Raw genomic sequence first — 25012 nt, forward strand, 5'->3', positions numbered from 1 at the left:
ATATTATTTCTTTTGACCTTTCATACCTTGGTCCATGTTTTTGTTCATCATAGTCATCATTTGATTGATTTTCTTTTGAGAAGGTTTTTGACCCATTTGCATCATCATCATACGTAGCATTTCTTCATTAATAGGTGGGTTTTTTTTCAAATAGTCCATCATATATTTTCTAGCTAAGAAGAAACCACCAACTAAACCTGCGATTAATGCTATTACAATTAAGATAATTGCTAACCATGTTGCCATTGTTTCACCCACTTTCTTTATCCTAATGAATTTTACTAGATTCAAATATTTATTTCAAGACAAATTTAAGACTTAAAATAATGCACATCAAAAATCATAACAAATTTTCTAATTTTATTAAACGTACTTTATAAATTATTTTATTATTTAAAAACGAAGCCTGGGACATAAATTAAATGTCTCAGGCTACAGCAATATATTTAAATCAACAATGAATTAAAATTCACGAATTTGATTTAAAACATTTTCTTTTGTAAATCCATATTTTTCAACAACTAAGTCGCCAGGAGCACTTGCACCAAATCCATCGATACCAATCACTTTACCTTGAGTACCAACATATTTATGCCAACCTAATGTTGATGCCATTTCAATAGCAACACGTTTAGTTATGTTTGAAGGAATCACAGATTCTTTGTAGTCTTCTGATTGTTGTTCGAATGCGAACCAGTTTGGCATAGAAACAACTCTAACGCCTTTACCTTGTGCGTCTAAATCTTTAGCTGCTTCAACCGCTAAACTTACTTCAGAACCAGTTGCTAATAATAAATATTCAGGAGATTCTTTAGATTCATAAACTACATAAGCACCTTTACGCACGCCTTCTTCTACTGTTTCTTCTGGAACATCTAAAGTTGGTAAGTTTTGACGTGTAAGTACTAATGATGTAGGTGTACTTTCAGATTCTAGAGCAACTTCCCAAGCAACTCTTGTTTCGTTACCATCTGCAGGACGAATCACATTCATGTTAGGAATTGCACGTAATCCAGCTAATTGTTCAATTGGTTCATGCGTAGGACCATCTTCACCTACTGCAATTGAATCATGAGTAAATACAAATGTTGAATTTAAGCCCATAATTGCTGATAAACGTAATGCAGGTTTTAAGTAATCACTGAAAACAAAGAAAGTTGCTCCATATGGATGTAAACCACCGTGAGCTGCCATACCATTAACGGCTGCTCCCATACCAAATTCACGAACACCAAACCAAATATTTTTACCGTCACGATTATCTTTATCGTAATCTTTAGCATCTTTAACATTTGATTTGTTTGAACCAGCTAAGTCTGCAGATCCACCAAAGAATGATGGCACGTGCTTACTTAACGCTTGAATAACTTCACCTGAGTCAGCACGTGATGCTGCATTATGATCTGCATCAAATTTAGGTAGTTCTTTTTCATAGTTTTGTGGTAATTTACCACTTATTGCTAATTTGAACTCTTCAGCTAATTCTGGATAAGCTTTACTATATTCTTCAACTTTATTTTTCCAATTTTCTTCATGCTCATTAGCACGTTTCAACATTGTAGAGTTGAAAATATCGTACACTTCTTGCGGTACATTAAAACGTTTTTCAGGATCTAAACCGTATGCTTCTAATGTTAATTTACGTTCATCTTCACCTAATGGCGCACCATGTACACCGTTAGTACCTGATTTGTTTGGAGATCCAAATCCAATGACTGTTTTAACTTCAATAATAGTTGGTCCTTGTTGAGATTTAGCTTTATTAATTGCGTTATCTATTTCTTCTAAGTCATTGCCATCTTTAACTAAGATGTAATTCCATCCATATGATTCAAAACGTGATTGTGTTTTTTCAGAAAATGCTTTGTCTAAATCACCATCTAATGAAATATCATTTGAATCATATAAAACGATTAATTTGTCTAATTGGTTATGGCCGGCAAATGAAGCTGCCTCATGTGAAATACCTTCCATTAAGTCGCCATCTGACGCAAGTACATACGTATAATGATCAACTACATTGTAATTTTCTTTATTAAATTTACCTGCTAAATAACTTTCTGCTAATGCCATACCTACAGACATTGCAAAACCTTGACCTAGTGGACCCGTTGTTACTTCTACACCATCAGTATGTCTGAATTCTGGATGACCTGGTGTTTTAGAATCCCATTGTCTAAATTGTTTTAGTTCATCCATTTCTAAGCTACCAGATACATGTAATAAGCTATATAATAACGCCGAACCATGTCCAGCAGATAATACAAATCTATCTCTGTTAAAATAATCTTTAGATTGGGGATTAAAATTTAGGTGTCTTGTCCATAGTGTGTATGCCATTGGTGCTGCACCCATTGGTAAACCAGGGTGACCTGAATTGGCTTTTTCTATTGTATCGATACTTAAAGCACGAATCGTATCGATTGCTAATTGATCTTCTTTATTAAACATTATATTTTCTTCCCTTCTTCAAATAATACCTCAAATTAATTATAACTTATTTTAATATAAATTCATAAAGAAAAATCTGAAAAATCCCTCAGTTTTTCTATTAAAATAAATCTAAAATGATAAAATTTCACGCTTATTTTTCTTTCTTATTCTGTTGAATTTTCTTTAATTTTTCAGGAGTAACATCAGTACCCTCTGGATCTATCACTTTAGTGTTTTCTAATTGCTTTTTGAACCCTTCTATAAATGAATCAAGATATTGTTTTCTCAACTTAGATTGCTCTTTGGCTTCTTCGTTGGTTAAACCTTGTTCTTTCTTCTTTTTAGCTAATTCATTAATTCTATCAATATTTAAATCATTTTTAGACATTCAAATTCCTACTTTCATATCAATTATTGTTCAATTATATCCATAGTTAATTTCTAACCTTATATCATATATTTTTATATTCTTATAATAATATAGCGTTTATAAACCTTCCATAGAATATAACAAAAAAATGAGCATAACCAAATCGTTACGCTCACTTTTACTTTTTTATTCTATTTTAGTGTTTAGTGGGCTAATGCGAACATAGACCCAGATTTATGTTCGCTGTTCCCGTTATTATTAGGTGTTTGATGTTCATTTTGGTTAGCATTCTGATGAATTTCATGATCTGTCATTTCGTACGTTTGTTCTGAATGTGCGCTTTGATTAACACTTAAGAAGAATACTAAAAAGATAAGGCAAGATACTAAAAATACTGCTATATATGTTAAAAATGTCTTTGTTTGTTTTGTTAACATGAATCTCACTCCTAGAACGTTTGTTTGTATTTATAATTTAACAGAACAGATGTTCCATGTCAACACTTTAACGAACAAACGTTTGTTATTTACTATTAGAGATGCTATAATAAACTTAAATAAAACTAGGGAGTGCCTATATATGAGAGAATTAACGAAAAGACAAAGTGAAATATATGATTACATTAAGCAGATTGTTCAATCAAAAGGGTATCCACCAAGTGTTCGAGAAATTGGTGAAGCAGTAGGATTGGCTTCAAGTTCAACTGTTCATGGTCACTTATCAAGATTAGAAGAAAAAGGCTATATTAAACGTGACCCTACTAAACCTAGAGCAATTGAAATTGTTAGCGAACAATTAAATGATAATATTAGTATGGAAGAAACAATTCATGTTCCTGTAATCGGTAAAGTAACTGCAGGTATTCCAATTACTGCTGTTGAAAATATTGAAGAATATTTTCCATTGCCTGAACATTTAACTTCCACACATAATAGCGATATTTTTATTTTAAATGTTGTTGGAGACAGTATGATTGAAGCGGGTATTCTTGATGGCGATAAAGTTATCGTTCGTAGTCAAACAATCGCAGAAAATGGCGATATTATTGTTGCGATGACAGAAGACGATGAAGCGACAGTTAAAAGATTTTATAAAGAAAAGAACCGTTATAGATTGCAACCCGAAAATAGTACGATGGATCCAATTTATTTAGAAAATGTTATTGTAGTTGGAAAAGTAATCGGTTTATATAGAGAAATGTAATCATATTTTATCCTCATAACCCCCTATATATATAAAAAGGATTAGGCATCATGCCTAATCCTTTTTATTTTGATTCTTGTTCAAAACTTCTTTTACTTTTTCTAAGATATCAGGTTGTTGTTTTGATTTAGTTGACATTCTATCTACTTCCTTACAACTAATTAGTACCCCAACATATATTGTTTTAAACGATTAACCAGTATAATTTTCGGTCCAATATGGTTGTCGTTGATCATTAAAATCAACGCCGACGCCTAAAGTTGAGAAGCTATCATTTAGTATATTTTTTCTGTGCCCTAATGAATTCATTAGTCCTTCGTGAGCGTATATACTATTTTGTTGTCCATAGGCTAGATTCTCACCTGCGGCATTAAAGTCATGGTGATCTGCTTTCAATCGATCAAATGGTGATTTCCTCTTTAAATCTGTATGATCAAAATAATTATTTTCCACCATATCTTTGCTATGCTTTCTAGCAGTATTAGAAATGGATTTAGAATAACTTAACGTTGATAATTGTCTTTGTTTTCTCTCTGCATTAACAATATCAAAATCTTGTAATTCAAAGCTTTTTTCCAAGGATTTAGAAGGTGCACCATATTGCTCTTGAAGTCTATTTTCCATTTCATCACTTACTTGATATAACGCTGTGACACCATTCTGTTCATGTTTATCATAGAAGACAGTAGTATATATATGCTTTTTGTGAAAGACGTCATATTCATCGTTTTGTATTTCAAACCGCTTATTCCCTTTTTTCATTTCATCAATAGGTTTACCTAAACGATCTCTCACCTTATTTTTAGGGGTCGCATATTTTATTTTAGATTGCGAAGAGATTAAGTTTTGATTAGTGTACATACCGTTTACTCTATCTTTAATATAACTAATCATAACGAATTGGTTATAATCATCATCGTAATACGTATACCAATGTGTGCCATATTCATTAGAAGTGATGCGTCGTGCTTTACCTAATTTATCTTCCACTTCTTTTTTTGACATATTCATTTGAATATTATTTATGGCAAATTCTTGTTTATTCGGAACATCCAAACTTATATCTTCTTCATTAGAATCTCCAAATGCCCAATGATCTATCTGTTGTCTAACTTCTAATTGAACTTTTTCTAGTGGTTTCCATTCATTCAATGGCAGAAAAATGACTAAACATAAACATGCGACAAAAAATACGAGAAACTTTTTAATTGTAGTCACCTACCATAAGATACTAGTCTCTATCTCCGTTAAAAATTGAATTTCTAACAATGACATAATCTACAGTGCGTAGTGATTTTAAATCTTTTCCACCCGCATAAGAAATAGAGCTTTGTAAATCTTGTTGCATTTCTCTTAAAGTATCTTTCAATGACCCTTTATGTTCTACAAACATCTTTTTGCCTTCAACGTTTTTATGTTCGCCCTTTTGGAATTCAGAAGCACTACCAAAATATTCTTTATAGCGTTTACCTTCTAGCTCAACTGTTTCTCCTGGTGATTCTTCGTGAGCTGCAAAAAGTGACCCAATCATAACCATTGATGCACCGAAACGAATTGATTTAGCAATGTCACCGTGTGTTCGTAAACCACCATCGGCAATAATAGGTTTTCTAGCTGCTTTACTACATAAATTAAGTGCAGCTAATTGCCAACCACCTGTACCAAATCCTGTTTTAATTTTAGTTATACAAACACGACCTGGTCCAATACCTACCTTCGTTGCATCTGCACCGGCATTTTCTAATTCTCTAACGCCTTCAGGTGTACCTACGTTACCAGCTATAACAAATGAATTAGGTAAATATGTTTTAATGTGTTTAATCATATTAATCACAGAATCAGAATGTCCATGTGCAATATCAATTGTTATATATTCTGGTGTTAATTGTTCATTTGCGAGTTGTTCAATAAATTCAAATTCTGATTTTTTTACACCAACTGAAATAGATGCAAATAAGTGATTGCTTTGCATTTTTTTGATAAACGGAATTCTAGCTGCTTCATTGAATCGATGCATGATATAAAAATAATCGTTTTCTGCAAACCATTGCGCTAATTCTTCATTCATAACTGTTTGCATGTTAGCTGGTACAACTGGAAGTTTAAATGAACGTGGTCCAAATTGAATTGAAGTATCACATTCAGATCTACTTTCAACAATACATTTGTTCGGTATTAGTTGTATGTCTTCATAATCAAATATTTTCATATTAATCTAAAAGCCCCTTTATAAAACAATATATTTTGGGATAAATAGCTAAAATCCGAATAATCAATTTAAAATCAGTTACTTTATTCAGAAAATATTATCCTTACTTACTTTACATTGTTTTATTGTTCTTGTAAATGGACTTTAGTACGAGTTTTACCAACTTGATTTTTTCACGCCAGGTATTTGACCTTTATGAGCATGTTCTCTAAATGCAATACGTGACATTTCGAACTTTCTTAATACACCTCTTGGTCGTCCAGTCACTTTACATCTACGTGTTAAGCGTGTAGGTGATGAATCACGTGGTAATTTTCTTAAAGCTTCATAATCACCTTTTGCTTTAAGTTCTTTTCGTAATTCAAAATATTTATCTACTAATTCTTGTCTCTTTTGTTCTTTTGCAATTTTTGATTTTTTAGCCATTTCTTTTACCTCTCTTTTTTATAAATCGTAATTATTACGTTTTATATAATAACACGTATTATGATTTTTGCAAACGTGAAATTTCCCTAGCTAAATAAAATGTTAATTTTCATGATTAAGCACAAAAAAGACCTTTTTCGATTAAGAAAAAGATCTTTTCGCATTTCAAATTGTCGTATTTGAAAGATAAGTGATTATTTAGTTTCACGATGTAACGTATATTTGTTTAATCTTGGGCAATATTTTTTCATTTCAATACGCTCAGGATTATTTCTTTTATTTTTAGTAGTGATATAGTTACGATCGCCACATTCTGTGCATGCTAATGTGATATTTACGCGCACGTTCAACACCCTTTCTAGTTAGGAATACTTACGATTTAAAATTCTATCATATAAATCTTCAGTGCGCAATCTTAACTTTTAATTTTTAAAATTCTCATAAGTTTCGTCTTGCTCACCTTCTAAATCGATTGAATTAATATCAATACCTAATGCTTTAGCAACACCTTTACCATAATCTGGATCTGCTTTATAGCAATGGCGAATATGTCGTCTTTTAACATCCTCTGTTACACCATCCATCGCATTGGCTGTATTAGTAAAGATTCTCTCTTTCGCTTCATCAGATTGTAATCTAAATAACTTACCTGGTTGTTCAAAGTAATTATCATCATCTTGACGTTGATTATATTCATAACCATCACCATCAGCTGGGAATGGCGGCTTTTTAAATTCAGGTTGGGAATCATAAACACCTTGATTATTTGGATAATAATGAGGTCCGCCACCTTGGTTATCATCTAAAATACGCATTTGGCCATCACGACTAAATGGACATAAATTTTCAATACCTACACCTTTAGGTTGGTTAACTGGTATTTGCCAATGGTTAACTCCTAATCTATAACGTTGCGCATCACCATAAGAGAATAAACGACCTTGTAACATTTTATCTGGTGAATAGTCTAAACCAGGAACGATGTTTGTAGGTGCAAAAGCAGCTTGTTCAACATCTTGGAAATAGTTATTAGGATTGCGGTTTAATTCAAATTCTCCAACTTCAATTAATGGATAATCACCATGATACCAAACTTTTGTTAAATCAAATGGGTTATCTTTATGATTTCTAGCTTGTTCTTCTGTCATTACTTGAATATACATTTTCCATTTAGGATAATCACCATTTTCAATCGCATTAAATAAATCTCTTTGTGAAGAATCACGATCCGTAGCAATCACGTTAGCCGCTTCTTCATCTGTTAAATTTTCAATGCCTTGTTGTGTTCTGAAATGATATTTAACCCATACGCGTTCACCTTTATCATTGTACATAGAATATGTGTGTGAACCGAATCCATGCATATGTCGTAAATCTTTTGGAATACCTCTATCTGACATTAAAATTGTCACTTGGTGTAATGCTTCTGGTAATCCTGTCCAGAAGTCCCAGTTATTTTGTGCACTTCTCATATTCGTTCTTGGATCTCTTTTAACAGCTCTATTTAAGCTTACGAATAATTTAGGGTCTCTAAAGAAGAATACGGGCGTATTATTACCAACTAAATCCCAGTTTCCATCTTCAGTATAAAATTTTAATGCAAATCCACGAATATCTCTCTCAGCATCTGCTGCACCTCTTTCACCAGATACAGTAGAAAATCTCGCGAACATTTCAGTTTGTTTACCGACTTCCGAGAACATTTTAGCACTTGTATACTGAGTAATATCATTAGTTACGGTAAATGTTCCAAATGCACCGGAACCTTTAGCATGCATACGTCTTTCAGGAATCACTTCACGATCAAAATGTGACATTTGCTCTAAGAAGTAAATATCCTGCATTAAAAGTGGACCTCTTGGACCAGCAGTCATACTATTTTCTCTATCTGACACGGGTGCGCCGAATAAACCTGTTAACTTACCGTCTTGTTTAGACATCAAATTTCCCTCCACACAAATTAGAATTATTATAATATAGTATCCATTATAAAGTATCCCCTCTTTTAATGAAACTTAAACCCCTTATCTCAACCGAATTATCAGAAAATTTTTAAATTTTACTTTAAAGTGCTAAATTACTATTGAATAGTAGGTCTAAAAGAATTAAAATGATGGATATATTTAAAATAGATGGGAGACAGTATATGGAAGATAATAATATGAAAAGAGGTTTAACCTCCAGACACATAACCATGATTGCTATAGGTGGCGCAATTGGAACTGGTTTATTTGTGGCTACAGGAAGTGTCATTTCTGAAGCTGGTCCTGGTGGCGCTATCCTTGCTTACCTCTTAATAGGTATCATGCTTTATTTCTTAATGGCGTCTATTGGTGAATTAGCTACTTTCTATCCAGTATCTGGTTCATTTAGTTCTTACTCTACTCGATTTGTTGATCCATCACTTGGTTTTACCATGGGATGGTTATATTGGGGAATGTGGACACTTGTAACAAGTGTAGACGTCATCGTTGCCGCAAATGTATTAAAGTTTTGGCATGCTTTTAATTTCTTTAGTCCCTTAGCTTGGAGTTTGATATTTATTACGCTACTTTTACTACTAAATATCTTCTCTGTAAAAGCTTTTGGTGAAACAGAATTTTGGTTATCACTCATTAAAGTAGTCACAATTATTGTATTTATAGTTTTTGGTATTTTGATGATTTTTGGTATTTTAGGCGGACATTCTTATGGATTTGAAAATTATACTAAGGGACAAGCACCTTTTGTAGGTGGTATCTCAGGTATTTTAAGTGTTTTATTAGTTGCTGGCTTTTCTGTTGGTGGTACAGAAGTAGTTGCAGTCACAGCTGGAGAATCAAGTGATCCAAGCAAATCAATGCCTAGAGCGATCAAACAAGTATTTTGGAGAATTTTATTATTCTATGTATTATCTATAGCTGTCATCGCTGCAATCATCCCATATACTGATCCATTACTATTAAATGAAAGTCAATCTGTTACTCAAAGTCCATTTACAATCGTATTTGACCGTATAGGTATTGCTTTTGCTGCCTCAGTCATTAATGCAGTTATTTTAACTTCACTATTATCAGCAGCGAACTCAGGTATTTATACAACAAGCAGAATGCTTTATTCATTAAGCGTTGATAAACAAGCACCACAATTTTTCAACAAATTAAATAAAACTACTAAATTACCGATTAGATCAATTCTAACAACTTATTTATTAGTAGTAGCTGTAGTAATATATGCTAATTTTAATTCTAATGCTGTATTTAATTTATTAAATATTATTGGTTCGATGGTTATCATCATTTGGGGTTCTAGTATATGGGCACAAATTAGAGTGCGTCGTGCTATTAAAAAACAAGGTAAAGATGCTAACGAATTATTACCTTATAAAGCACCATTTTATCCATTCGGACCTATAGTCGTAATTGCTACATTATTATTCTTATTATTTGGTAGTTCATTCGGAAGTATTGCTTCAGGTGATTGGATTAGTGTTATTAGAAACTTTACGCCTATTCTAATCCTAGCAATTATCTTCTTTGTGCATAAAATGATTAAGAAAACGAAGTTTGTCAAACTTGAAGAAATGGATTTAAGTTCTCATATTTTCAAAAATAATTAACCGTTATAAATAGAATTACACCTTTCGATTGATTTGTTTAACTAATTTTAATTGAAAGGTGTATTTTATTTTGTCAAAATGAACGCGCAACAATTAATAAATTACTATTGTTTTATAATTAAAGTTTATTTTCTGCAAACAAATTATCATGTATAATAAAGTTAAGAAAAATGGCTTAGAGGTGGTTTCAATGATTGGTCAAACAAATTTGTTCGATGATGTGATTAAAAGTGACGAACGTTTTGTTATCGTCGTGCAATCTTTAGAAGAAAAAAATGGTCAACTCGTTAAAAATACTTTAAGAGAATATCCAAGTTTAAATCACGACCAAATGAATAACTTATTTACACATCTGAAAGAAGTATTTTTAGAAGAAAAGTTTCAAGCAAACCAATCAGCATTTACTATAACTGTTTATACGAATCTGGATTATGCAGCGGATCAAGTTTATGCACATGTTAAACGCTATAAAGGGAAAAACGATTGGACACACACAGCAAAATAATCTAAAAAAAGACTTAGGTAACTTGTCCTTGGTATACATCGATAACATGTTAGTAAATATGTTATCGCGTTACCATCAAGATACCTAAGTCTATTTAATTATAAAAGACGTTTTAAAGCATGTGGAATGCCATTAGAATTATTATCTAAAGTTACTTCATCCGCAATATTTTTTAATTCGTCACTTGCATTGCCCATAGCGACAGCATGACCAACAACCTCTAACATGGATTGATCATTTAAACTATCACCAAATGCAATCACTTCTTCAAGTGAAATATCTAGTTTTTTACATAATGCTGTAATTGCATTACCCTTTGAAACATCTCTCGCCATAAATTCTAAAAAGAATGGTTTACTTGTAGTTACATCAATTTCCTCATTAAAGAAACCATTCAAGTCGATACGCGCTTCAGTAATATTACCTACATAATCGACGCCCATAACTTTTGGCACACTATGTGTAATATAAGATTTAATATCTTCCACACGTTTCATCGGTAGACCAGTTAATTCTGATTCAATATTCATGTATTCATGATCGCCATCATAAATAATGTAACCTTCGTCATAAGTTAAGACTAAAAAGCCTTTTTCACGGCAATAATCTACAATCGCGTCAAAATTTTCTTTAGATACGCTTTGACTTACTTCTACTTCTTCTGTAGTCATATTAATTGTTTTACCACCGTTATAACTAATAATAAAACTTTCATGTTCATTTAATTTTAATGTTCTTGCTACAGGTAACATCCCTTCAGTTGGTCTTCCTGAAGCTAAAACAACTTTATATCCTTTGTCTTGAATATCAATAAGATAAGATTGTGTTTCTGGAGATACTTGATTCTCACTATTCATTAGTGTGTCATCCATATCCATTACGATTACTTTATATTTACTCATGTTATTTCGAATCTCCTTTCAATGACTTATCTATATTTTACATCAAAACAAGCTCACTGGTACACTACTTCTTCAATGACACCAACTTCATTGATAGTCACTAATTCTGAGATACAATGTGACATATCTTTCTTTAAAGTTCTTACTATTTCACCACTATGTTCACGGGGGCTCATTGTTAATACTGTAGGGCCAGCACCACTAATGACAGTCGCATAAGCATGGTGTGCTTTAGAAATTTGTCTAATGGATGCAAATTCTGGAATTAAATGTTGACGATAAGGTTCATGAAAGCCATCTTGTTCCATCATTTTTCCAGCTAATTCATATTTGTGTTGTATTAACGCACATATCATAGTATTACTAATTGCACTATTACGTACTGCATTAGAATGTGAAAAAGTATCTGGTAATGCTTGACGAGAATCTTCAGTTTTAAGTTCATATGGTGGAATAGTTAGTATAATATCTACTTTAGGCACATCAATGCGTGCTACATCTGTCACTTTAGTATCTGGATTATAATAACCAGAAATTAACCCGCCATAAATTGTAGGTGCTACATTATCTGGATGACCTTCAAACTCAGTTGCTAGTTGAAGTAATTCATACTGGGATAATTGAATATTTCCGAAATAGTTAGCGATATAAAGTGCACCAACTAACGCTGAAGCTGAAGAACCTAAACCTCTTGCTAAAGGTATATCACTTCTCATATCAATACTTAACGCTGGTAACTCAACATTATATTTATAAGCAACTTTTTGAGCGACCTGATAAATATAATTAGATTTATCCTTTGGTAAGCTCTCTAATTCTTCATTAAAGTAGTTAAATTCCCAATTATCACCCTGAATTGGTTTGATGTTCATATGAAGATATTTATTTAATGCCATACCAATCGAATCAAATCCAACACCTAAATTTGCAGTAGAAGCGGGAATTTTCAACTTTAACATAGCTTCCATATTATAAAGCTCCTTTAATATACTTAATAATGCTTTCTTTGTCATTAGGAAGTGTTTGTATTGGATTATCTAATAAAGAAATAGCTGTGTCTGGGTCTTTCAAACCGTTTCCTGTTAAAACAGCTACTACTTTTTTTCCTTGTGGTAAGCGACCAGCACGTTTTAATTTAATTAAACCTGCAATAGATGCATTACTAGCGGGCTCACTGAAAACCCCTTCCTTAGATGTCATCATTTGATAAGCTTCTAAAATTTCTTCATCAGTTACACTATCAATTAATCCATTTGATTCTTTAAGTGCATTAGTCGCTTTCTCCCAACTCGCAGGATTTCCAATACGAATAGCAGTAGCAACAGTTTCTGGATTTTTAATGACTTTATTTTGAACGATTGGTGATGCACCTTCTGCTTGGAAACCAAATAATTGTGGTAATTGACTACCTTTTTTCTCATGATATTCTTTGAAACCTTTCCAATATGCAGTTATGTTACCTGCATTACCAACTGGAATCGCCAAAATATCTGGAGCTTCACCATCTAGTTGTTCTACTAACTCAAAAGCGCCTGTTTTCTGCCCTTCAATTCTAAATGGATTAACCGAATTCACCAATTCAATGTCGCCATTCTTTGCAATCTCTTTCACAATTTCTAAAGCTTCATCAAAGTTTCCTTCAATGGATACGATTTCAGCACCATACATTACTGCTTGCGATAATTTACCTAAAGCTATTTTCCCTTCAGGAATGACTACTATTGCTTTCAACCCTGCTCTAGCTGCATATGCCGCTGCTGATGCTGATGTATTTCCTGTTGACGCACAAATAACAACTTTTTTACCCTGCTCTTTTGCTTTAGTTACGGCCATAACCATGCCTCTATCTTTAAAAGAACCTGTTGGATTCGCACCTTCATATTTTACGTATAGTTCGATTCCAAGCATTTCTGACATATTTTCACAATAAATTAACGGTGTATTCCCTTCATTCAACGTTAATTTAGGTGTTTGGTCATTTACAGGTAAATATGATTCAAATTCTTTAACTAAACCTTGCCATCTTTTCATAAGTATTAAACCCCTTCTACTGGATAAACTTTATTAACATCAAATCCTGCGTTATTTAATAATTGTTCAGGTGAATGATCTAATCCTAAAATTACTAATGCGTATGTATCTGCATGACGCTTAGTCACTTTTAATGATTTATGGAATGGTAAATGTGATTTAAGTTCTTTTTCTAACTTTTCTTCAGATTGCTCTTGAGACTTAAGCACAACATAAAAGTTCAACTTTTCTTGAACGAGAACGGCTTCTTCATTATCCATCATTTCTCTAGTTTCTTCAGTTTTCAATTCAAAATGAGGTGGTAGCGTATGTAAATTTGATTCAAAGAATAAAGCCACATTCAATAAATCACTCACAACAGCACTTCCTGTAGCTAAACTACCGGCACCTTTACCATAAAACATTGTATCGCCTACAGCATCACCAATGACATAAATGGCATTATACTCATTTTCTACTGCTGCAAGTTGATGCTTTTCATCGATTAACGTAGGTTCTACTGATGCATTGACCTTTCCATTATTATAAGTTCCCTTACCAATCAATTTAATTTTATATCCTAATGCTTTTGCAGCATTGATATCACTTAGTGTCGTATTTCTAATGCCTGTTAATTGAACGTCATTAAGTTTAATCACTTGGTTAAATGATAGGTATGATGTTATAACTACTTTTCTAGCGGCGTCTATACCATCTACATCATCTGTTGGATCAGCTTCTGCAAAACCTAGACGCTTAGCTTCCTCAAGTGCATCTTCGAAAGTTGTTTGATCTTGAGTCATTTTAGAAAGAATGAAGTTTGATGTTCCATTTAAAATCCCCATAAATTTAGATATATTATTGGCATTTAAACCATTATTAATTGCATTTACAATTGGTATACCACCTGCAACACTTGCTTCAAATTTTAAAGCAACACCGTTAGCTTCTGCCAAATCTTCAAGTAATTTTAAATGTACTGCTAATAAATCTTTATTCGCAGTAATGACATGCTTTTTATTCTTTAAAGCACTACGTAACCAATCAACTGTAGGTTCAATGCCTCCCATAACTTCCACAACAATATCAATAGTGTCATCATTTAAAATTTCATTCACATCTTCAGTTAGGTGATATTGACTAATATTTAATGGACGTTTCTTTGATTTGTCACGAACAAGTATATGCTTGATAACAATATCTTTATTAAGTGTATCTTTAATTTGTTGTCTATTCTCTTCAATTATTTTGACAACACCTGATCCTACAGTACCTAAACCAAGTAATGCTATATTTAATTCCTTCATGTCGCTGTACCTCCTTGTTCACTTGAGAAAAACAAATGTATCGTTGAAAAATACCATATGATGGTATAGTATAGAATTATTCTTAATTTTTGTAAAGTTCACAATAATGAAAATATAACTTTATAGTACCATGCTCTACCGAAAAACTAAATAAAATTTTCTGATTTTTTAGAAAGGTTGTTTTATTATGAAAGTAGCTAAATTTGGAGGCAGTTCAGTCTCTAACGCCAAGCAAATTAAAAAAGTTTTAAAAATTGTTAATGATGATCCAGAACGTAAGATTATTATCGTTTCTGCTCCGGGAAAACGTTTCAGTGATGATATTAAAACAACAGACTTGCTCATTCGTTTATACGAAAAAGTCATCAATAACATTGACTATCAGCATAAAAAACAAGAAATTGTTCAAAGATATGCAGATATTGTTGAAGAATTAGATATGGAACGTGATATTCTTACTACGATTGATGAAACTTTGGAAAAATATATATATGAACTTAAAGATAAACCTGCACGTCTTTATGATGCTATTGTGTCATGCGGTGAAGACTTTAATGCACAACTCATCGCAGCTTATAACAATAGCCAAGGTATTCCTACTAAATATATTTCACCGAAAGATGCAGGTATTTTAGTCACTGATTTACCTAAACAAGCTCAAATTTTAGATTCTGCCTATGAACAAATATATAAATTAAATAATTATAAAGAAAAATTAATTATTCCGGGATTCTTTGGCGTTTCCAAACATCATTTTATAGTTACTTTCCCTAGAGGTGGCTCAGATATTACGGGTGCTATCATTGCTAGAGGTGTTAGAGCATCGCTATATGAAAACTTTACAGATGTATCTGGTATATTCAAAGCTAACCCCAACATTATTAAAAATCCTGAAATCATCGAAGAAATTACTTATAGAGAAATGCGAGAACTTTCATACGCCGGTTTTAGTGTATTTCATGATGAGGCGCTACAACCTTTACATAAAGACCGCATCCCTGTAGTTATTAAAAATACAAATCGTCCTCAAGATAAAGGCACTTTTATCGTACATGATCGAGAAATTAATTCTAAAAATGTAATTAGTGGTATTAGTTGTGATAAAGATTTTACTGTTATAAATATCAAAAAATACTTGATGAATAGACAAGTTGGTTTCACAAGAAAGATTTTAGGTGTTCTTGAAGATTATAATATTTCATTTGACCATATGCCTTCTGGTATAGATAATATCAGTCTCGTCATGCGCTCTGATCAAATCAGAGATGTAGAAAGTCGAGTGTTAAATGATATACAAAAATATTGTGACGTAGATGAGTTAAGTATTGATCACGATCTAGCAATTTTAATGATTGTTGGTGAAGGGATGAATAGAGTTATTGGTACTGCTAGTAAAATTACCCATGCACTTGCTGAATCTAATATTAATTTAAAAATGATTAACCAAGGGGCATCTGAAATTTCAATGATGTTTGGTATCAAACTAGAAGATGCAGAAAAAGCCGTAAAAGCAACTTATGAATTCTGTTATCACGGTATCTGTATAAAAGATTAATTTAAAAAAAGCAACTTTCTAAGTAGAACAAAATCTAGTTCTTTAGAAAGTTGCTTTTAAGCTTCTAATATCTTTTTATTATTTAAAATAGCTTCTTTAATTCTTTTTTCACCCACAACAAGTTTAAGAATGAAAAATTGATAGTAACTCAATGAATCAATTACTTTTTTATAATTAGAGAATTGATGATAGTTTTGGTTATCTAATAAATCATACATCAATACGATTTCAGGTTTAATATAATCCACATCATAATTTAATGAATGGAAATAAATATTATTCTTAGGTAAACGAATTTGAGAATTCAACCTAAATATCCACTCATCATTCACAACATCATATACAAATATCTCCATAATTTGTTGCTCTTCATCATACACATTTGCATGTGTAATTTCTTTTAATGACATGTTATGACTTTCTGAACATTCACCAGCTTTATTAAAAAAACGAACATCAAAATGTTTTGGTATAGCTTTGACAATATCTATTAATTTTTTACGTTCTACACAAATATCTACTTTTGAAGGTAGTTCAAGGTCATCACTTAAAAATAACTGCATTGCTACAACGCCATGAAACTTGAAAGACTGTGATGATGATTGAATTAATGCTTCAACTAAAGTTTGAGTATTTGAATGCTCTTCCATATACATGTACACCACCTTCTTAGTAAACGCTTTCATAACCTATATTATACCCTCTAGCTACATCTTTTTCAATTGATTATTTGTGAACAATTAGTAAAAATTATATTTAATATACTGATAATTTTTTATTATTTCATCTTAATTGGTGGATACTCCAATGGTTATTTATTAAAAGTGTCTATAACGTTAAATTTTCAAATAATATTCTTAATTTCACTTACAATAGATTGAACATCATTAAATGTAAGTTTATAATCAATATTGAGTTATCAATTGTGTGATTTTGATTATATATATTATTTTCTTTTTCATAAAAATTAATATTTCATATCATTGTCATACATATGTATTACTGTTTAAATCTAAATGGATTCGGGTGAAAATTATGTCAACTTTATCGATAATTCTAATAATTATCATCATTGTTTTGATTATCGCATTTTTCTTGAATCAACAGTATTTAAAAAGTAGAGTTGAAACTGAAGAATATGCAAAAAATCAAATCGTAGCGAAAAATTCAGCTTTAAGTGAGGAAAATCTTTCTTTAAAAAATCAAATGTTAAGTACCAACAAAGGCATTAGCCCACATGCATTCAAAAATGCAAAACGTGATTTACGAGGTATCTTAGATAAATTTGTGGAAAGTGGTCAGTTAAAGGTATATAACATCATAGCAACGAGTAACCTTGCCACAAAACATCCATTATTTGATTATGTAAGATCATTTGATTTTATTATTGTTACTGATGTAGGTTTAATCAATGTTGATGTTAAACATTGGAATCAAAAAACTTTCTACCACTTTGATGTGCCTGATAAGCACATTAATTTAGACCAACAACCTCTAAATAGAGATAAAATTGTTGGACATTATATTAGTGAACAATATCATAAACAATTCAATACTACTCGTGAAGGTGTCTATACATTCATTGAAATGCTTCAAGATAATCGAGTAATATATGAATTTTATGATTATGATCCTTACCAACAAGCTGCTAATAACGCTAAAGCATTAAAAGACCAAATCGAGTCACAGTTCAATTTCAAAATTCAAAGTATCGGTGTGGTTTATTTTAATGATGGAACTGTCAATATTATCGAAGGTTCTGAAGAAAGCGACAAATATGTAGACACAGTTTCAACTAAATCATCACTTGAAAAAGTGATTAATGACGCAGTAAGTTTATCTAAACATCCATTAACTAAAGATCAAGTTGAACAAATTACACAACAATTTAATTAAAAATTATATGATAAAAGGCCGATACAATTATGAAAAGATATCCATAATTGTATCGGCCTTCTTATTACATATTAACTCCAAATATTGACTTTATTTTTCTTAGCTTCATTTTGAGCCTTTTTAAATACATCTCTATATTTACCGTTTGGCGCAAAGTACTTCTCTCTTGCTAAACCTTTTTCAACGAGTTCTTTATTATACATATGATCTTTATCTAACCATACATAGGCTAAAGTTCTACCATATCTATCATTTTTTTCTTTATCATATTCAAGATACACGTCTTTATTAGTTAAAGTTTTCTTACTATAGTTCGAAGCCTCTTTACCATAAGGTTGAACAGGTGTGTTCGGTTTAACTGTTTCAGGCGTATCAACACCAATTAAACGCACTTTAATATTTTTGTTGCCCTGTTTTGCTACAAACGTATCCCCGTCAACTACTCTATCAATATGAACTTTTTCCTTTCCTTTTAATTCTGTATTAGTATTTTCAGATTTAGATCCACTAAATGGTCCAGTATGATTAATAAATTGAAACAATAATACACAAACAACTATAATGACCAACACAAGTGTTGATAAAGACTTTTTCGATTTCATTGATGTCACCCATTCTTACTTATTTATCCTGACTAATGATAATGAATAATAATCATAGCGTCAATACTAAATAAAAATTTTTAAACAAGCATGACCATGATATAATAATCAATGATAGGAGTGAATTAACAATATGTCTAGTGAGAATAGAGTCACACTTATAGCAGTCATTGTGGCAATTATAATAGGTATTGTAATGCAAGTTGTATTTAAATTCCCAACTATAGTTTCTGCCGTAGTTGCATTATTTTTAGGAATTTTAGTAGGTTTTATCGTTTATTTAATCACCAATTTCATGGATAAAAGAAAGCGATAGACAATATTTTTTTAAATATCAATATTAAACAAAGCGTGCCATTGAAATCAAATTCAATGGCCTTTTTTAATTTCAAAAAAATATTTATTTTGTAACATTTATGTGAATATTAGAGGAATAATTTGTAAAATTTGTGGTATATAAAAATTAATAAAACAATTAATTCAATAAAATTTTTAGGAGGGGGAAATTATGGAAATTATAGATTGCATCATTGATAGCTATGAAATTACTTATAAAGTTAAAACACCCCAAAATCATACATTTGATCATACATTAAGCATTGAAACACCAACTTATAAAGCAATTGAAATTTTAAAATTACTTTCAGAACATGTTGATAAACAACCAAGCTAATTATATCCAACCATTATTTGTGGCAATTTTCCAAGCGTCAAAACGATTTTCAGCTTCAAGTTTATCAATAATAGATGATGTATAATTACGTATTGTTCCATTAGATAAATATAATTTATCTGCAATATCCTTACTACTTAATCCATTACCGATTTCTCGTAAGACAACTTGTTCTTTGTGCGTTAATGGATTGGTGTACGTAATTAATGATGTCATCAAGCTATCACTATATTCTTTCTTCCCTTTAACTACCTTCTGAATAGTATTTACTAATTCATCTATGGATCGCTCTTTTAAAACATATGCATCTACATCATTTGCTACAGCTTTTTCAAAATATCCTGGTCTTTTAAAAGTTGTAACAACGATAATTTTGGTCTGTAATTTTAACGCTTTAGATTCTGCTAAGATTTCAATACCAGTCATACCTGGCATTTCTATATCTAGAATTGCAATATCAGGTTCATATGTTTTTATTAACTCTAATGCCTCATTACCATTTCCTACATCTGCTATTACCTTCAAATCATCATTTAATTCGATAAGTTGTACCATAGCTTTTCTAAGCATATGTTGATCTTCAGCTATAATCATTGTAATCACATCATTTCACCTCTAGGTACACAGATTGTTAGTTTAGTTCCATTGTGATTTTCAATATTTAGTTCTCCATTTAAATAATTCACTCTATTCCGAATACTACTCAACTTTTCTTTATCTTTATTATTCATTCCTATACCGTTATCTTGGATAGTTAACATAATATATTTTTGATAATCACTCACATTAATTTTAACTGTAGTTGCATTAGCATGTTTAATAATATTGTTTATCGCCTCTTTTAAAATCATGGATACCAAAGCCTGCTTTGCTGGATTTAAAGATGCTACTATTTGTGTGTTAGAAAAAGCAAAATCAATTTGAGCATCTTTTAAAATTGTCGATACTGCTTTAACTTCTTCTTGAAATGAAGGCGTTTGAAGATTTTCTATTATATTTCTCACTTTTTTTAACGTGTCTTTTGATAGTTCATTGATAGATTCTATTTCATCTCTAGCTTTAGCTGGTTGTTGATCAATCAGTTTCATAGCTAGCTCTGATTTTAAGGTTAAACTTGCAAAAACGTGACCTAACGTATCATGCAAATCTTGTCCTATACGTGATCGTTCTTGTTCCGCTATTAGAATATTAATGTATTTATTCTGTTCTGTAAGTTTTTCTTTCATTTTACGCTCTTCTAAAGCATAAATATTCCCTACACACATTAAAAATATGACCACAAAATAAATTGATAAAGGTAATGTTGCATCATTTATAATAATAAACGTGATTCCTAGTGTTACTATAATCGCAATAACAAATGTAATAAAATATTTAGACTTAAATCCTTTTTTCAACATGAAAGGAATAGCAAATGCACTAAAGAAATAAAATAATGCATTCATTGGTTGTTTACATATAACAAAATAATCTAATAATATATAGTGAATCAGAAACATTATATACAGTGTTTTATCACTCACGTGATTATAGTAAAAACAATTGTGATATAATCAATTGCAAAAATGATTACAATTAGAAAATATTCCCATTTGGGTCTCTCAATACTATAATCGATTAGGTTTAATATCGGAAAAATCAAATAAATTAAAGGTGTTATTCTGGTTCCAATTTTTGTCCAAATGGATACATTTGTCATATTAATCCACTGCTTTCTGTTTATTAATCAATAATGCGATCATTAAAAATATCACGCTATAAAAAAATATTATTCCAAAAGAAGTAAAATCTATACCATCACCTTTACTTAAACGATAAGCCAATTGTTTAAGATGATAAGTAGGTGTTAATTTAGAAATAGTTTGCAACCAATCAGGGAATGTGTTAGTTGGGAACCATAAACCTCCTAAAATCGCTAATCCTATACCTATTAAGTTAGCAATACTGCTTGCTTTTTGAGTATCGTTAAATTGAGCAATAATTAAACCTAATGTTAACAACAAACTAGCACCTATCCATAATATAACTGCAGATTTTATCCACTGTATCATTTCCATATTTACGTTATTATAAAAGTGTGCTACTACAAATATTAATACAATAGCTAATAAAAACTGAAAAGTAGTCTTACTAACTTTTACCAAATAATATGACGTTATATTAAGAGGTGTGGTCATAAGATGCTTAAACCACCCATTTGTTCTTTCTTCAATCATATCAACAGGAAATGAAATCAAACAAAAGTTCATACAACTAAATACTACCATACTATACATATATTCCTTATAAAATATTATTCTTTCAGACTTAGGCAAATCTAATATAGAAGTGAATAAAAGATAAAAAAATAGTGGTAAACATATGGACATGATTAAATATAATCTTTTTCTAAGTAGGACTTTAAATTCGATTGTAAAATAAGACATTAGCATTATATTTCCTCCTCACTGATATTCGACTTATTAAATAGCACTTCTAATAGAGATGATTTATATATTTCAATTTCATTTAAATCAATATTCTGATTCATCATTTCTATTAATATGTCCTTGACTTGTTTTGTTTTAATTTCGAACTTTTGTTCTAATTTTTTGAATATAAAATTAACAGCCAGTTTTTGAACTTCATCTTTATATTTAAGCGGAATATATATGTAGGATGTTTTTTCTAATGACTTTATTTTATTTATATCTCCCTTAATTTTAATATGACCATTTTCTAATAAAGCAATTTGATCTGCCATTCTTTCTACTTCCTCTATATAATGTGTGGTATATAAGATGGTCATACCTTCACTTTTAAATCGATTGATTATTTTCCAAAAATGTTCTCTCGTTTCAATATCCATTGCGGTAGTTGGCTCATCTAATACAAGCAACTTTGGTTTACCAGTAACTGTTAAGGCAAAATCTAAAATTCTTTGTTGACCACCAGAAAGCTTTGAAGCCCATTGATTAAACAATTGTTCGTCAAAGTTAGTGATATTCATAAAATCCTCTTTAGAAATATGCTCTTGATATAAACTACAATATAAATTAAATAACTCTTTTACTTTTACTAATTTTGGAAAATGTGTTTTTTGATATAAAACAGCCATATGTTTTCTATTAATTAAACTATTTTCATCAATGATTTCACCAAAATCTATTGCTTTATTACCAATAATAATATCGATTAATGTTGATTTTCCTGCCCCATTTTTGCCAATGAGTGCTGTGCAAATACCATCTTCTATATTTAAGTTAATATTTTCAAGTACATTGACATTGTTAAATTGTTTACTTAAATGATTTATTTTTATCATTTGTACCACCTCTTTTTTGAGTTGAATACAGAATATCAATTTTGTATAACTCAAAATAGTAGCGTTTGTCATTATTTAGATATGACATTTGTCATATAGTTGACATAATATTATTATAATAAATAAAAAATCTGCCACATTTAGTGACAGAATTTTTATATTATAATATTGGCGAGATTAACTTAGCTAAATCTTCTTTAATTTTAATTGTTAATGAACGATTTCTATAACTTTCTACTGTTAACTCTTTTGATTTTTCTATATCTTCTTTATAAGCTTGTTTGATTTTTTTAGCTATCTCTTTATCATATACAAATGCATTAACCTCAAAGTTTAATTCAAAACTTCTATAGTCCATGTTTGCTGAACCGACTGACACGACCTCATCATCAATTAAACATACTTTAGAATGTAGGAATCCATTTTCATATGTATAAATATGGACACCACTTTCTAATAATTGTGCCGCATTCGCAAATGTTGCCCAATAAACAAATGGATGGTCTGGCTTACAAGGAATCATTAAATGTACCTCAATACCAGTCGCTGCTGCCATTTTCAAAGCATTGATATATGAATTATCTGGAATAAAATAAGGCGTTTGTATATAAATCGACTTTTTCGCTTTCATAATCATTTTAGTATAACCAAATTCAATTTGATGCCAATCTTCTGCTGGACTACTTGCCACAATTTGCATAGGTACATGTCCATCTTGCACATGTTTTTTCGGAAAATACTTATCGTTATATTCAAATTGAGGTCTATGTGCTTGAGAGTTCCAATCCATCATAAATCGAGTTTGTAAACCATCAACTGCGTCTCCAGCAATTCTAAAATGTGTATCTCTCCAATAACCTAATTTACCTAAACCAAGATAATCATCACCGACGTTGAAGCCACCTATATAGCCAACTTGTCCATCAATGACTACAATTTTACGGTGGTTACGGTTGTTCATTCTAAAATTGATAATTGGTAATTTAGAAGCAAAAAATGCCTCAACTTCTCCGCCTAATTCATTAAAGTGTTTAAAATTAGCCCTACCAACTTTTTTAGAACCAACATCGTCATATAATAGTTTGACTTCTAAACCTTCTTTCAGTTTTTCCTCTAATGCTTTGATGATACGTTTACCTAAGCCATCCAATTCGAAGCCAAAGTATTCTAAATGAATATAATCTTTAGCATTTCGAATATCTTCTAACATTTGATCATACAATTCATGACCATCTGTAAAAACATCAAGTTGGTTATTTTCAGTAATAAAACCATCTTGGTTCATAAGTAACATTCGTACTAGGTCATGGTGTTTCGCTACTAATTGATTATCCGTACCATATTGGTGTTCATCAAATTCCTTAATTTGTCTATCTATAAGTTCATTAAATGCATCTAATTCTTTACCATTATTTTTATCTAGTTTACGTTTAGACACTGTACGACCAAAGAATAAATAAAGGATAAAACCAATTAAAGGTAATACAAATAGTACAAATAACCATGCCCATGTTGAGCTTGCACTACGTCGATTTCTCTCCAAAAATATAATAATAAATGCTAAAACAACATTAATTACAAAACCTATTGCAAGTAATATTGTAAAAAGCATACCCAAATCATGAGAAAACTTTAATTCCATAAACATATACTCCTAACGACATATTATCTTTTAATTTGACTCATTTTTGACTAAAGTCACAAAAGCAGTGAAATCTTCCTCAATATTTGGAAACTTTTGTTCTTCAGTCTGTTTAATTGTAACATTTAACAAACGATAATTTGCCCCTTCTTCTGATTTTAAAAATTCATTTAAAGTACTTTCTAATTTTTCTAAACTACTTTCTGTAAAAGTCTTAAATGTAATTTGTTCCATGTTCTAATCCCCTTTTCTTTTTATTGATTAAATGATACGGCTTTTCTAAAAATAATTCAATAAATAGCGAAAGCGACAAAAGGAATTAAATATATTTCGACATTATATTGCTCGGAATATATTTGAAATATATTTAAAGTAAG

At 30.9% G+C, this 25012-nt stretch carries 28 protein-coding genes; 7 read left to right on the plus strand and 21 right to left on the minus strand.

Annotation, left to right across the window (positions count from 1 at the left end; all coding sequences use genetic code 11):
• Positions 1–3: 3 nt before the first annotated feature.
• From ACZ267_RS03770 to sosA, 4 genes are all read right to left on the minus strand, one after another.
• The gene (locus ACZ267_RS03770) at positions 4–246 is read right to left on the minus strand and encodes a YneF family protein (RefSeq protein ID WP_015365032.1); all 243 of its coding nucleotides are present in this window, start codon (positions 244–246) and stop codon (positions 4–6) included.
• Positions 247–462: 216 nt separating this feature from the next.
• Complete coding sequence (gene tkt, locus ACZ267_RS03775; RefSeq protein WP_079449002.1) at positions 463–2451, minus strand: transketolase; 1989 nt, start codon at positions 2449–2451, stop codon at positions 463–465.
• A gap of 133 nt (positions 2452–2584) precedes the next feature.
• On the minus strand, positions 2585–2821 hold the full coding sequence (locus ACZ267_RS03780; protein ID WP_079449001.1) for a DUF896 domain-containing protein: 237 nt from the start codon (positions 2819–2821) through the stop codon (positions 2585–2587).
• A gap of 185 nt (positions 2822–3006) precedes the next feature.
• Positions 3007–3240, minus strand: coding sequence for a DNA damage-induced cell division inhibitor SosA (gene sosA, locus ACZ267_RS03785; protein WP_002466360.1), 234 nt, complete (start codon positions 3238–3240; stop codon positions 3007–3009).
• Positions 3241–3382: 142 nt separating this feature from the next.
• Here sosA and lexA point away from each other — a divergent pair, with 142 nt between their 5' ends.
• Entirely contained in the window at positions 3383–4006 is a 624-nt protein-coding gene (gene lexA / locus ACZ267_RS03790) for a transcriptional repressor LexA (RefSeq protein ID WP_002466354.1), read from the plus strand.
• A gap of 192 nt (positions 4007–4198) precedes the next feature.
• Here lexA and ACZ267_RS03795 read toward each other — a convergent pair whose 3' ends face one another.
• From ACZ267_RS03795 to ACZ267_RS03815, 5 genes are all read right to left on the minus strand, one after another.
• Positions 4199–5224 (minus strand): CAP domain-containing protein, encoded by a 1026-nt coding sequence (locus ACZ267_RS03795; protein ID WP_019235890.1) that lies wholly within the window; start codon positions 5222–5224, stop codon positions 4199–4201.
• Positions 5225–5237: 13 nt separating this feature from the next.
• Positions 5238–6215, minus strand: coding sequence for a GMP reductase (gene guaC, locus ACZ267_RS03800; protein WP_015365036.1), 978 nt, complete (start codon positions 6213–6215; stop codon positions 5238–5240).
• Between the two features lie 156 nt (positions 6216–6371).
• Positions 6372–6641, minus strand: a complete 270-nt coding sequence (rpsN, locus tag ACZ267_RS03805; protein WP_002451298.1) for a 30S ribosomal protein S14 — start codon at positions 6639–6641, stop codon at positions 6372–6374.
• A 194-nt stretch (positions 6642–6835) separates the two neighbouring features.
• Positions 6836–6985 (minus strand): 50S ribosomal protein L33, encoded by a 150-nt coding sequence (gene rpmG, locus ACZ267_RS03810; protein WP_001831295.1) that lies wholly within the window; start codon positions 6983–6985, stop codon positions 6836–6838.
• A gap of 78 nt (positions 6986–7063) precedes the next feature.
• Complete coding sequence (locus tag ACZ267_RS03815) at positions 7064–8581, minus strand: catalase (RefSeq protein ID WP_002466353.1); 1518 nt, start codon at positions 8579–8581, stop codon at positions 7064–7066.
• Between the two features lie 206 nt (positions 8582–8787).
• On the opposite strand from ACZ267_RS03815, the gene ACZ267_RS03820 reads away from it, so the two are divergent.
• Positions 8788–10239 (plus strand): amino acid permease, encoded by a 1452-nt coding sequence (locus tag ACZ267_RS03820; protein WP_002466366.1) that lies wholly within the window; start codon positions 8788–8790, stop codon positions 10237–10239.
• Between the two features lie 190 nt (positions 10240–10429).
• The gene (locus tag ACZ267_RS03825; protein ID WP_002466361.1) at positions 10430–10744 is read left to right on the plus strand and encodes a hypothetical protein; all 315 of its coding nucleotides are present in this window, start codon (positions 10430–10432) and stop codon (positions 10742–10744) included.
• A gap of 98 nt (positions 10745–10842) precedes the next feature.
• On the opposite strand, the gene ACZ267_RS03830 is transcribed toward ACZ267_RS03825, so the two are convergent.
• From ACZ267_RS03830 to ACZ267_RS03845, 4 genes are read right to left on the minus strand one after another with little or no spacing between them, the layout of a single operon-like run.
• Positions 10843–11646 (minus strand): Cof-type HAD-IIB family hydrolase, encoded by an 804-nt coding sequence (locus tag ACZ267_RS03830; RefSeq protein ID WP_002466348.1) that lies wholly within the window; start codon positions 11644–11646, stop codon positions 10843–10845.
• A gap of 53 nt (positions 11647–11699) precedes the next feature.
• The gene (gene thrB, locus ACZ267_RS03835; protein WP_047210798.1) at positions 11700–12614 is read right to left on the minus strand and encodes a homoserine kinase; all 915 of its coding nucleotides are present in this window, start codon (positions 12612–12614) and stop codon (positions 11700–11702) included.
• A gap of 1 nt (position 12615) precedes the next feature.
• Complete coding sequence (gene thrC / locus ACZ267_RS03840) at positions 12616–13677, minus strand: threonine synthase (protein WP_079448999.1); 1062 nt, start codon at positions 13675–13677, stop codon at positions 12616–12618.
• A gap of 5 nt (positions 13678–13682) precedes the next feature.
• Positions 13683–14963, minus strand: a complete 1281-nt coding sequence (locus ACZ267_RS03845) for a homoserine dehydrogenase (protein WP_047210796.1) — start codon at positions 14961–14963, stop codon at positions 13683–13685.
• A 187-nt stretch (positions 14964–15150) separates the two neighbouring features.
• Between ACZ267_RS03845 and ACZ267_RS03850 the strand changes: the two genes are divergently transcribed.
• Positions 15151–16518 (plus strand): aspartate kinase, encoded by a 1368-nt coding sequence (locus tag ACZ267_RS03850; RefSeq protein WP_002466363.1) that lies wholly within the window; start codon positions 15151–15153, stop codon positions 16516–16518.
• A gap of 56 nt (positions 16519–16574) precedes the next feature.
• Here the strand turns inward: ACZ267_RS03850 and ACZ267_RS03855 are convergent, their stop codons facing one another.
• A complete protein-coding gene (locus ACZ267_RS03855; protein WP_002466355.1) occupies positions 16575–17174 on the minus strand; it encodes a hypothetical protein in 600 nt (199 codons plus the stop codon).
• Positions 17175–17553: 379 nt separating this feature from the next.
• On the opposite strand from ACZ267_RS03855, the gene ACZ267_RS03860 reads away from it, so the two are divergent.
• Entirely contained in the window at positions 17554–18414 is an 861-nt protein-coding gene (locus ACZ267_RS03860) for a hypothetical protein (RefSeq protein WP_015365040.1), read from the plus strand.
• Positions 18415–18485: 71 nt separating this feature from the next.
• Here ACZ267_RS03860 and nucI read toward each other — a convergent pair whose 3' ends face one another.
• Positions 18486–19016 carry a thermonuclease NucI gene (gene nucI, locus ACZ267_RS03865; RefSeq protein WP_002466364.1) on the minus strand — a complete coding sequence of 177 codons (531 nt, stop codon included), beginning with the start codon at positions 19014–19016 and terminating at the stop codon, positions 18486–18488.
• A 133-nt stretch (positions 19017–19149) separates the two neighbouring features.
• Between nucI and ACZ267_RS03870 the strand changes: the two genes are divergently transcribed.
• The gene (locus ACZ267_RS03870; RefSeq protein ID WP_079448998.1) at positions 19150–19332 is read left to right on the plus strand and encodes a hypothetical protein; all 183 of its coding nucleotides are present in this window, start codon (positions 19150–19152) and stop codon (positions 19330–19332) included.
• Between the two features lie 192 nt (positions 19333–19524).
• Positions 19525–19689, plus strand: a complete 165-nt coding sequence (locus ACZ267_RS03875) for a hypothetical protein (protein WP_002451285.1) — start codon at positions 19525–19527, stop codon at positions 19687–19689.
• Here the strand turns inward: ACZ267_RS03875 and ACZ267_RS03880 are convergent, their stop codons facing one another.
• The 6 genes from ACZ267_RS03880 to ACZ267_RS03905 form a co-directional block, all read right to left on the minus strand.
• Complete coding sequence (locus ACZ267_RS03880) at positions 19690–20283, minus strand: response regulator transcription factor (RefSeq protein WP_222128793.1); 594 nt, start codon at positions 20281–20283, stop codon at positions 19690–19692. It lies immediately after the preceding gene.
• A 5-nt stretch (positions 20284–20288) separates the two neighbouring features.
• Positions 20289–21134 carry a sensor histidine kinase gene (locus ACZ267_RS03885; protein WP_002466739.1) on the minus strand — a complete coding sequence of 282 codons (846 nt, stop codon included), beginning with the start codon at positions 21132–21134 and terminating at the stop codon, positions 20289–20291.
• 255 nt (positions 21135–21389) lie between these two features.
• On the minus strand, positions 21390–22121 hold the full coding sequence (locus tag ACZ267_RS03890; protein WP_015365043.1) for an ABC transporter permease: 732 nt from the start codon (positions 22119–22121) through the stop codon (positions 21390–21392).
• Entirely contained in the window at positions 22121–22993 is an 873-nt protein-coding gene (locus ACZ267_RS03895; RefSeq protein ID WP_015365044.1) for an ABC transporter ATP-binding protein, read from the minus strand. The genes ACZ267_RS03890 and ACZ267_RS03895 overlap by 1 nt, the downstream gene beginning before the upstream one ends.
• Before the next feature lie 160 nt (positions 22994–23153).
• Complete coding sequence (gene cls / locus ACZ267_RS03900) at positions 23154–24635, minus strand: cardiolipin synthase (RefSeq protein ID WP_015365045.1); 1482 nt, start codon at positions 24633–24635, stop codon at positions 23154–23156.
• A 30-nt stretch (positions 24636–24665) separates the two neighbouring features.
• Positions 24666–24869 carry a hypothetical protein gene (locus ACZ267_RS03905; RefSeq protein ID WP_015365046.1) on the minus strand — a complete coding sequence of 68 codons (204 nt, stop codon included), beginning with the start codon at positions 24867–24869 and terminating at the stop codon, positions 24666–24668.
• Positions 24870–25012 lie beyond the last annotated feature (143 nt).

The sequence above is a fragment of the Staphylococcus sp. AC872 genome (assembly GCF_979255425.1).

Coding starts and splice junctions, on each gene's coding strand:
- ACZ267_RS03770 (WP_015365032.1), bottom strand. CDS start 246: ATGGCAACATGGTTAGCAATTATCTTAATTGTAATAGCATTAATCGCA.
- thrC (WP_079448999.1), bottom strand. CDS start 13,677: ATGAAAAGATGGCAAGGTTTAGTTAAAGAATTTGAATCATATTTACCT.
- ACZ267_RS03855 (WP_002466355.1), bottom strand. CDS start 17,174: ATGTATATGGAAGAGCATTCAAATACTCAAACTTTAGTTGAAGCATTA.
- ACZ267_RS03845 (WP_047210796.1), bottom strand. CDS start 14,963: ATGAAGGAATTAAATATAGCATTACTTGGTTTAGGTACTGTAGGATCA.
- ACZ267_RS03780 (WP_079449001.1), bottom strand. CDS start 2,821: ATGTCTAAAAATGATTTAAATATTGATAGAATTAATGAATTAGCTAAA.
- tkt (WP_079449002.1), bottom strand. CDS start 2,451: ATGTTTAATAAAGAAGATCAATTAGCAATCGATACGATTCGTGCTTTA.
- ACZ267_RS03890 (WP_015365043.1), bottom strand. CDS start 22,121: ATGCTAATGTCTTATTTTACAATCGAATTTAAAGTCCTACTTAGAAAA.
- ACZ267_RS03820 (WP_002466366.1), top strand. CDS start 8,788: ATGGAAGATAATAATATGAAAAGAGGTTTAACCTCCAGACACATAACC.
- ACZ267_RS03860 (WP_015365040.1), top strand. CDS start 17,554: ATGTCAACTTTATCGATAATTCTAATAATTATCATCATTGTTTTGATT.
- ACZ267_RS03815 (WP_002466353.1), bottom strand. CDS start 8,581: ATGTCTAAACAAGACGGTAAGTTAACAGGTTTATTCGGCGCACCCGTG.
- ACZ267_RS03895 (WP_015365044.1), bottom strand. CDS start 22,993: ATGATAAAAATAAATCATTTAAGTAAACAATTTAACAATGTCAATGTA.
- ACZ267_RS03905 (WP_015365046.1), bottom strand. CDS start 24,869: ATGGAACAAATTACATTTAAGACTTTTACAGAAAGTAGTTTAGAAAAA.
- guaC (WP_015365036.1), bottom strand. CDS start 6,215: ATGAAAATATTTGATTATGAAGACATACAACTAATACCGAACAAATGT.
- rpsN (WP_002451298.1), bottom strand. CDS start 6,641: ATGGCTAAAAAATCAAAAATTGCAAAAGAACAAAAGAGACAAGAATTA.
- thrB (WP_047210798.1), bottom strand. CDS start 12,614: ATGGAAGCTATGTTAAAGTTGAAAATTCCCGCTTCTACTGCAAATTTA.
- lexA (WP_002466354.1), top strand. CDS start 3,383: ATGAGAGAATTAACGAAAAGACAAAGTGAAATATATGATTACATTAAG.
- ACZ267_RS03875 (WP_002451285.1), top strand. CDS start 19,525: ATGGAAATTATAGATTGCATCATTGATAGCTATGAAATTACTTATAAA.
- ACZ267_RS03870 (WP_079448998.1), top strand. CDS start 19,150: ATGTCTAGTGAGAATAGAGTCACACTTATAGCAGTCATTGTGGCAATT.
- ACZ267_RS03830 (WP_002466348.1), bottom strand. CDS start 11,646: ATGAGTAAATATAAAGTAATCGTAATGGATATGGATGACACACTAATG.
- ACZ267_RS03880 (WP_222128793.1), bottom strand. CDS start 20,283: ATGATTATAGCTGAAGATCAACATATGCTTAGAAAAGCTATGGTACAA.
- cls (WP_015365045.1), bottom strand. CDS start 24,635: ATGGAATTAAAGTTTTCTCATGATTTGGGTATGCTTTTTACAATATTA.
- sosA (WP_002466360.1), bottom strand. CDS start 3,240: ATGTTAACAAAACAAACAAAGACATTTTTAACATATATAGCAGTATTT.
- ACZ267_RS03825 (WP_002466361.1), top strand. CDS start 10,430: ATGATTGGTCAAACAAATTTGTTCGATGATGTGATTAAAAGTGACGAA.
- ACZ267_RS03885 (WP_002466739.1), bottom strand. CDS start 21,134: ATGAATGCATTATTTTATTTCTTTAGTGCATTTGCTATTCCTTTCATG.
- nucI (WP_002466364.1), bottom strand. CDS start 19,016: ATGAAATCGAAAAAGTCTTTATCAACACTTGTGTTGGTCATTATAGTT.
- ACZ267_RS03850 (WP_002466363.1), top strand. CDS start 15,151: ATGAAAGTAGCTAAATTTGGAGGCAGTTCAGTCTCTAACGCCAAGCAA.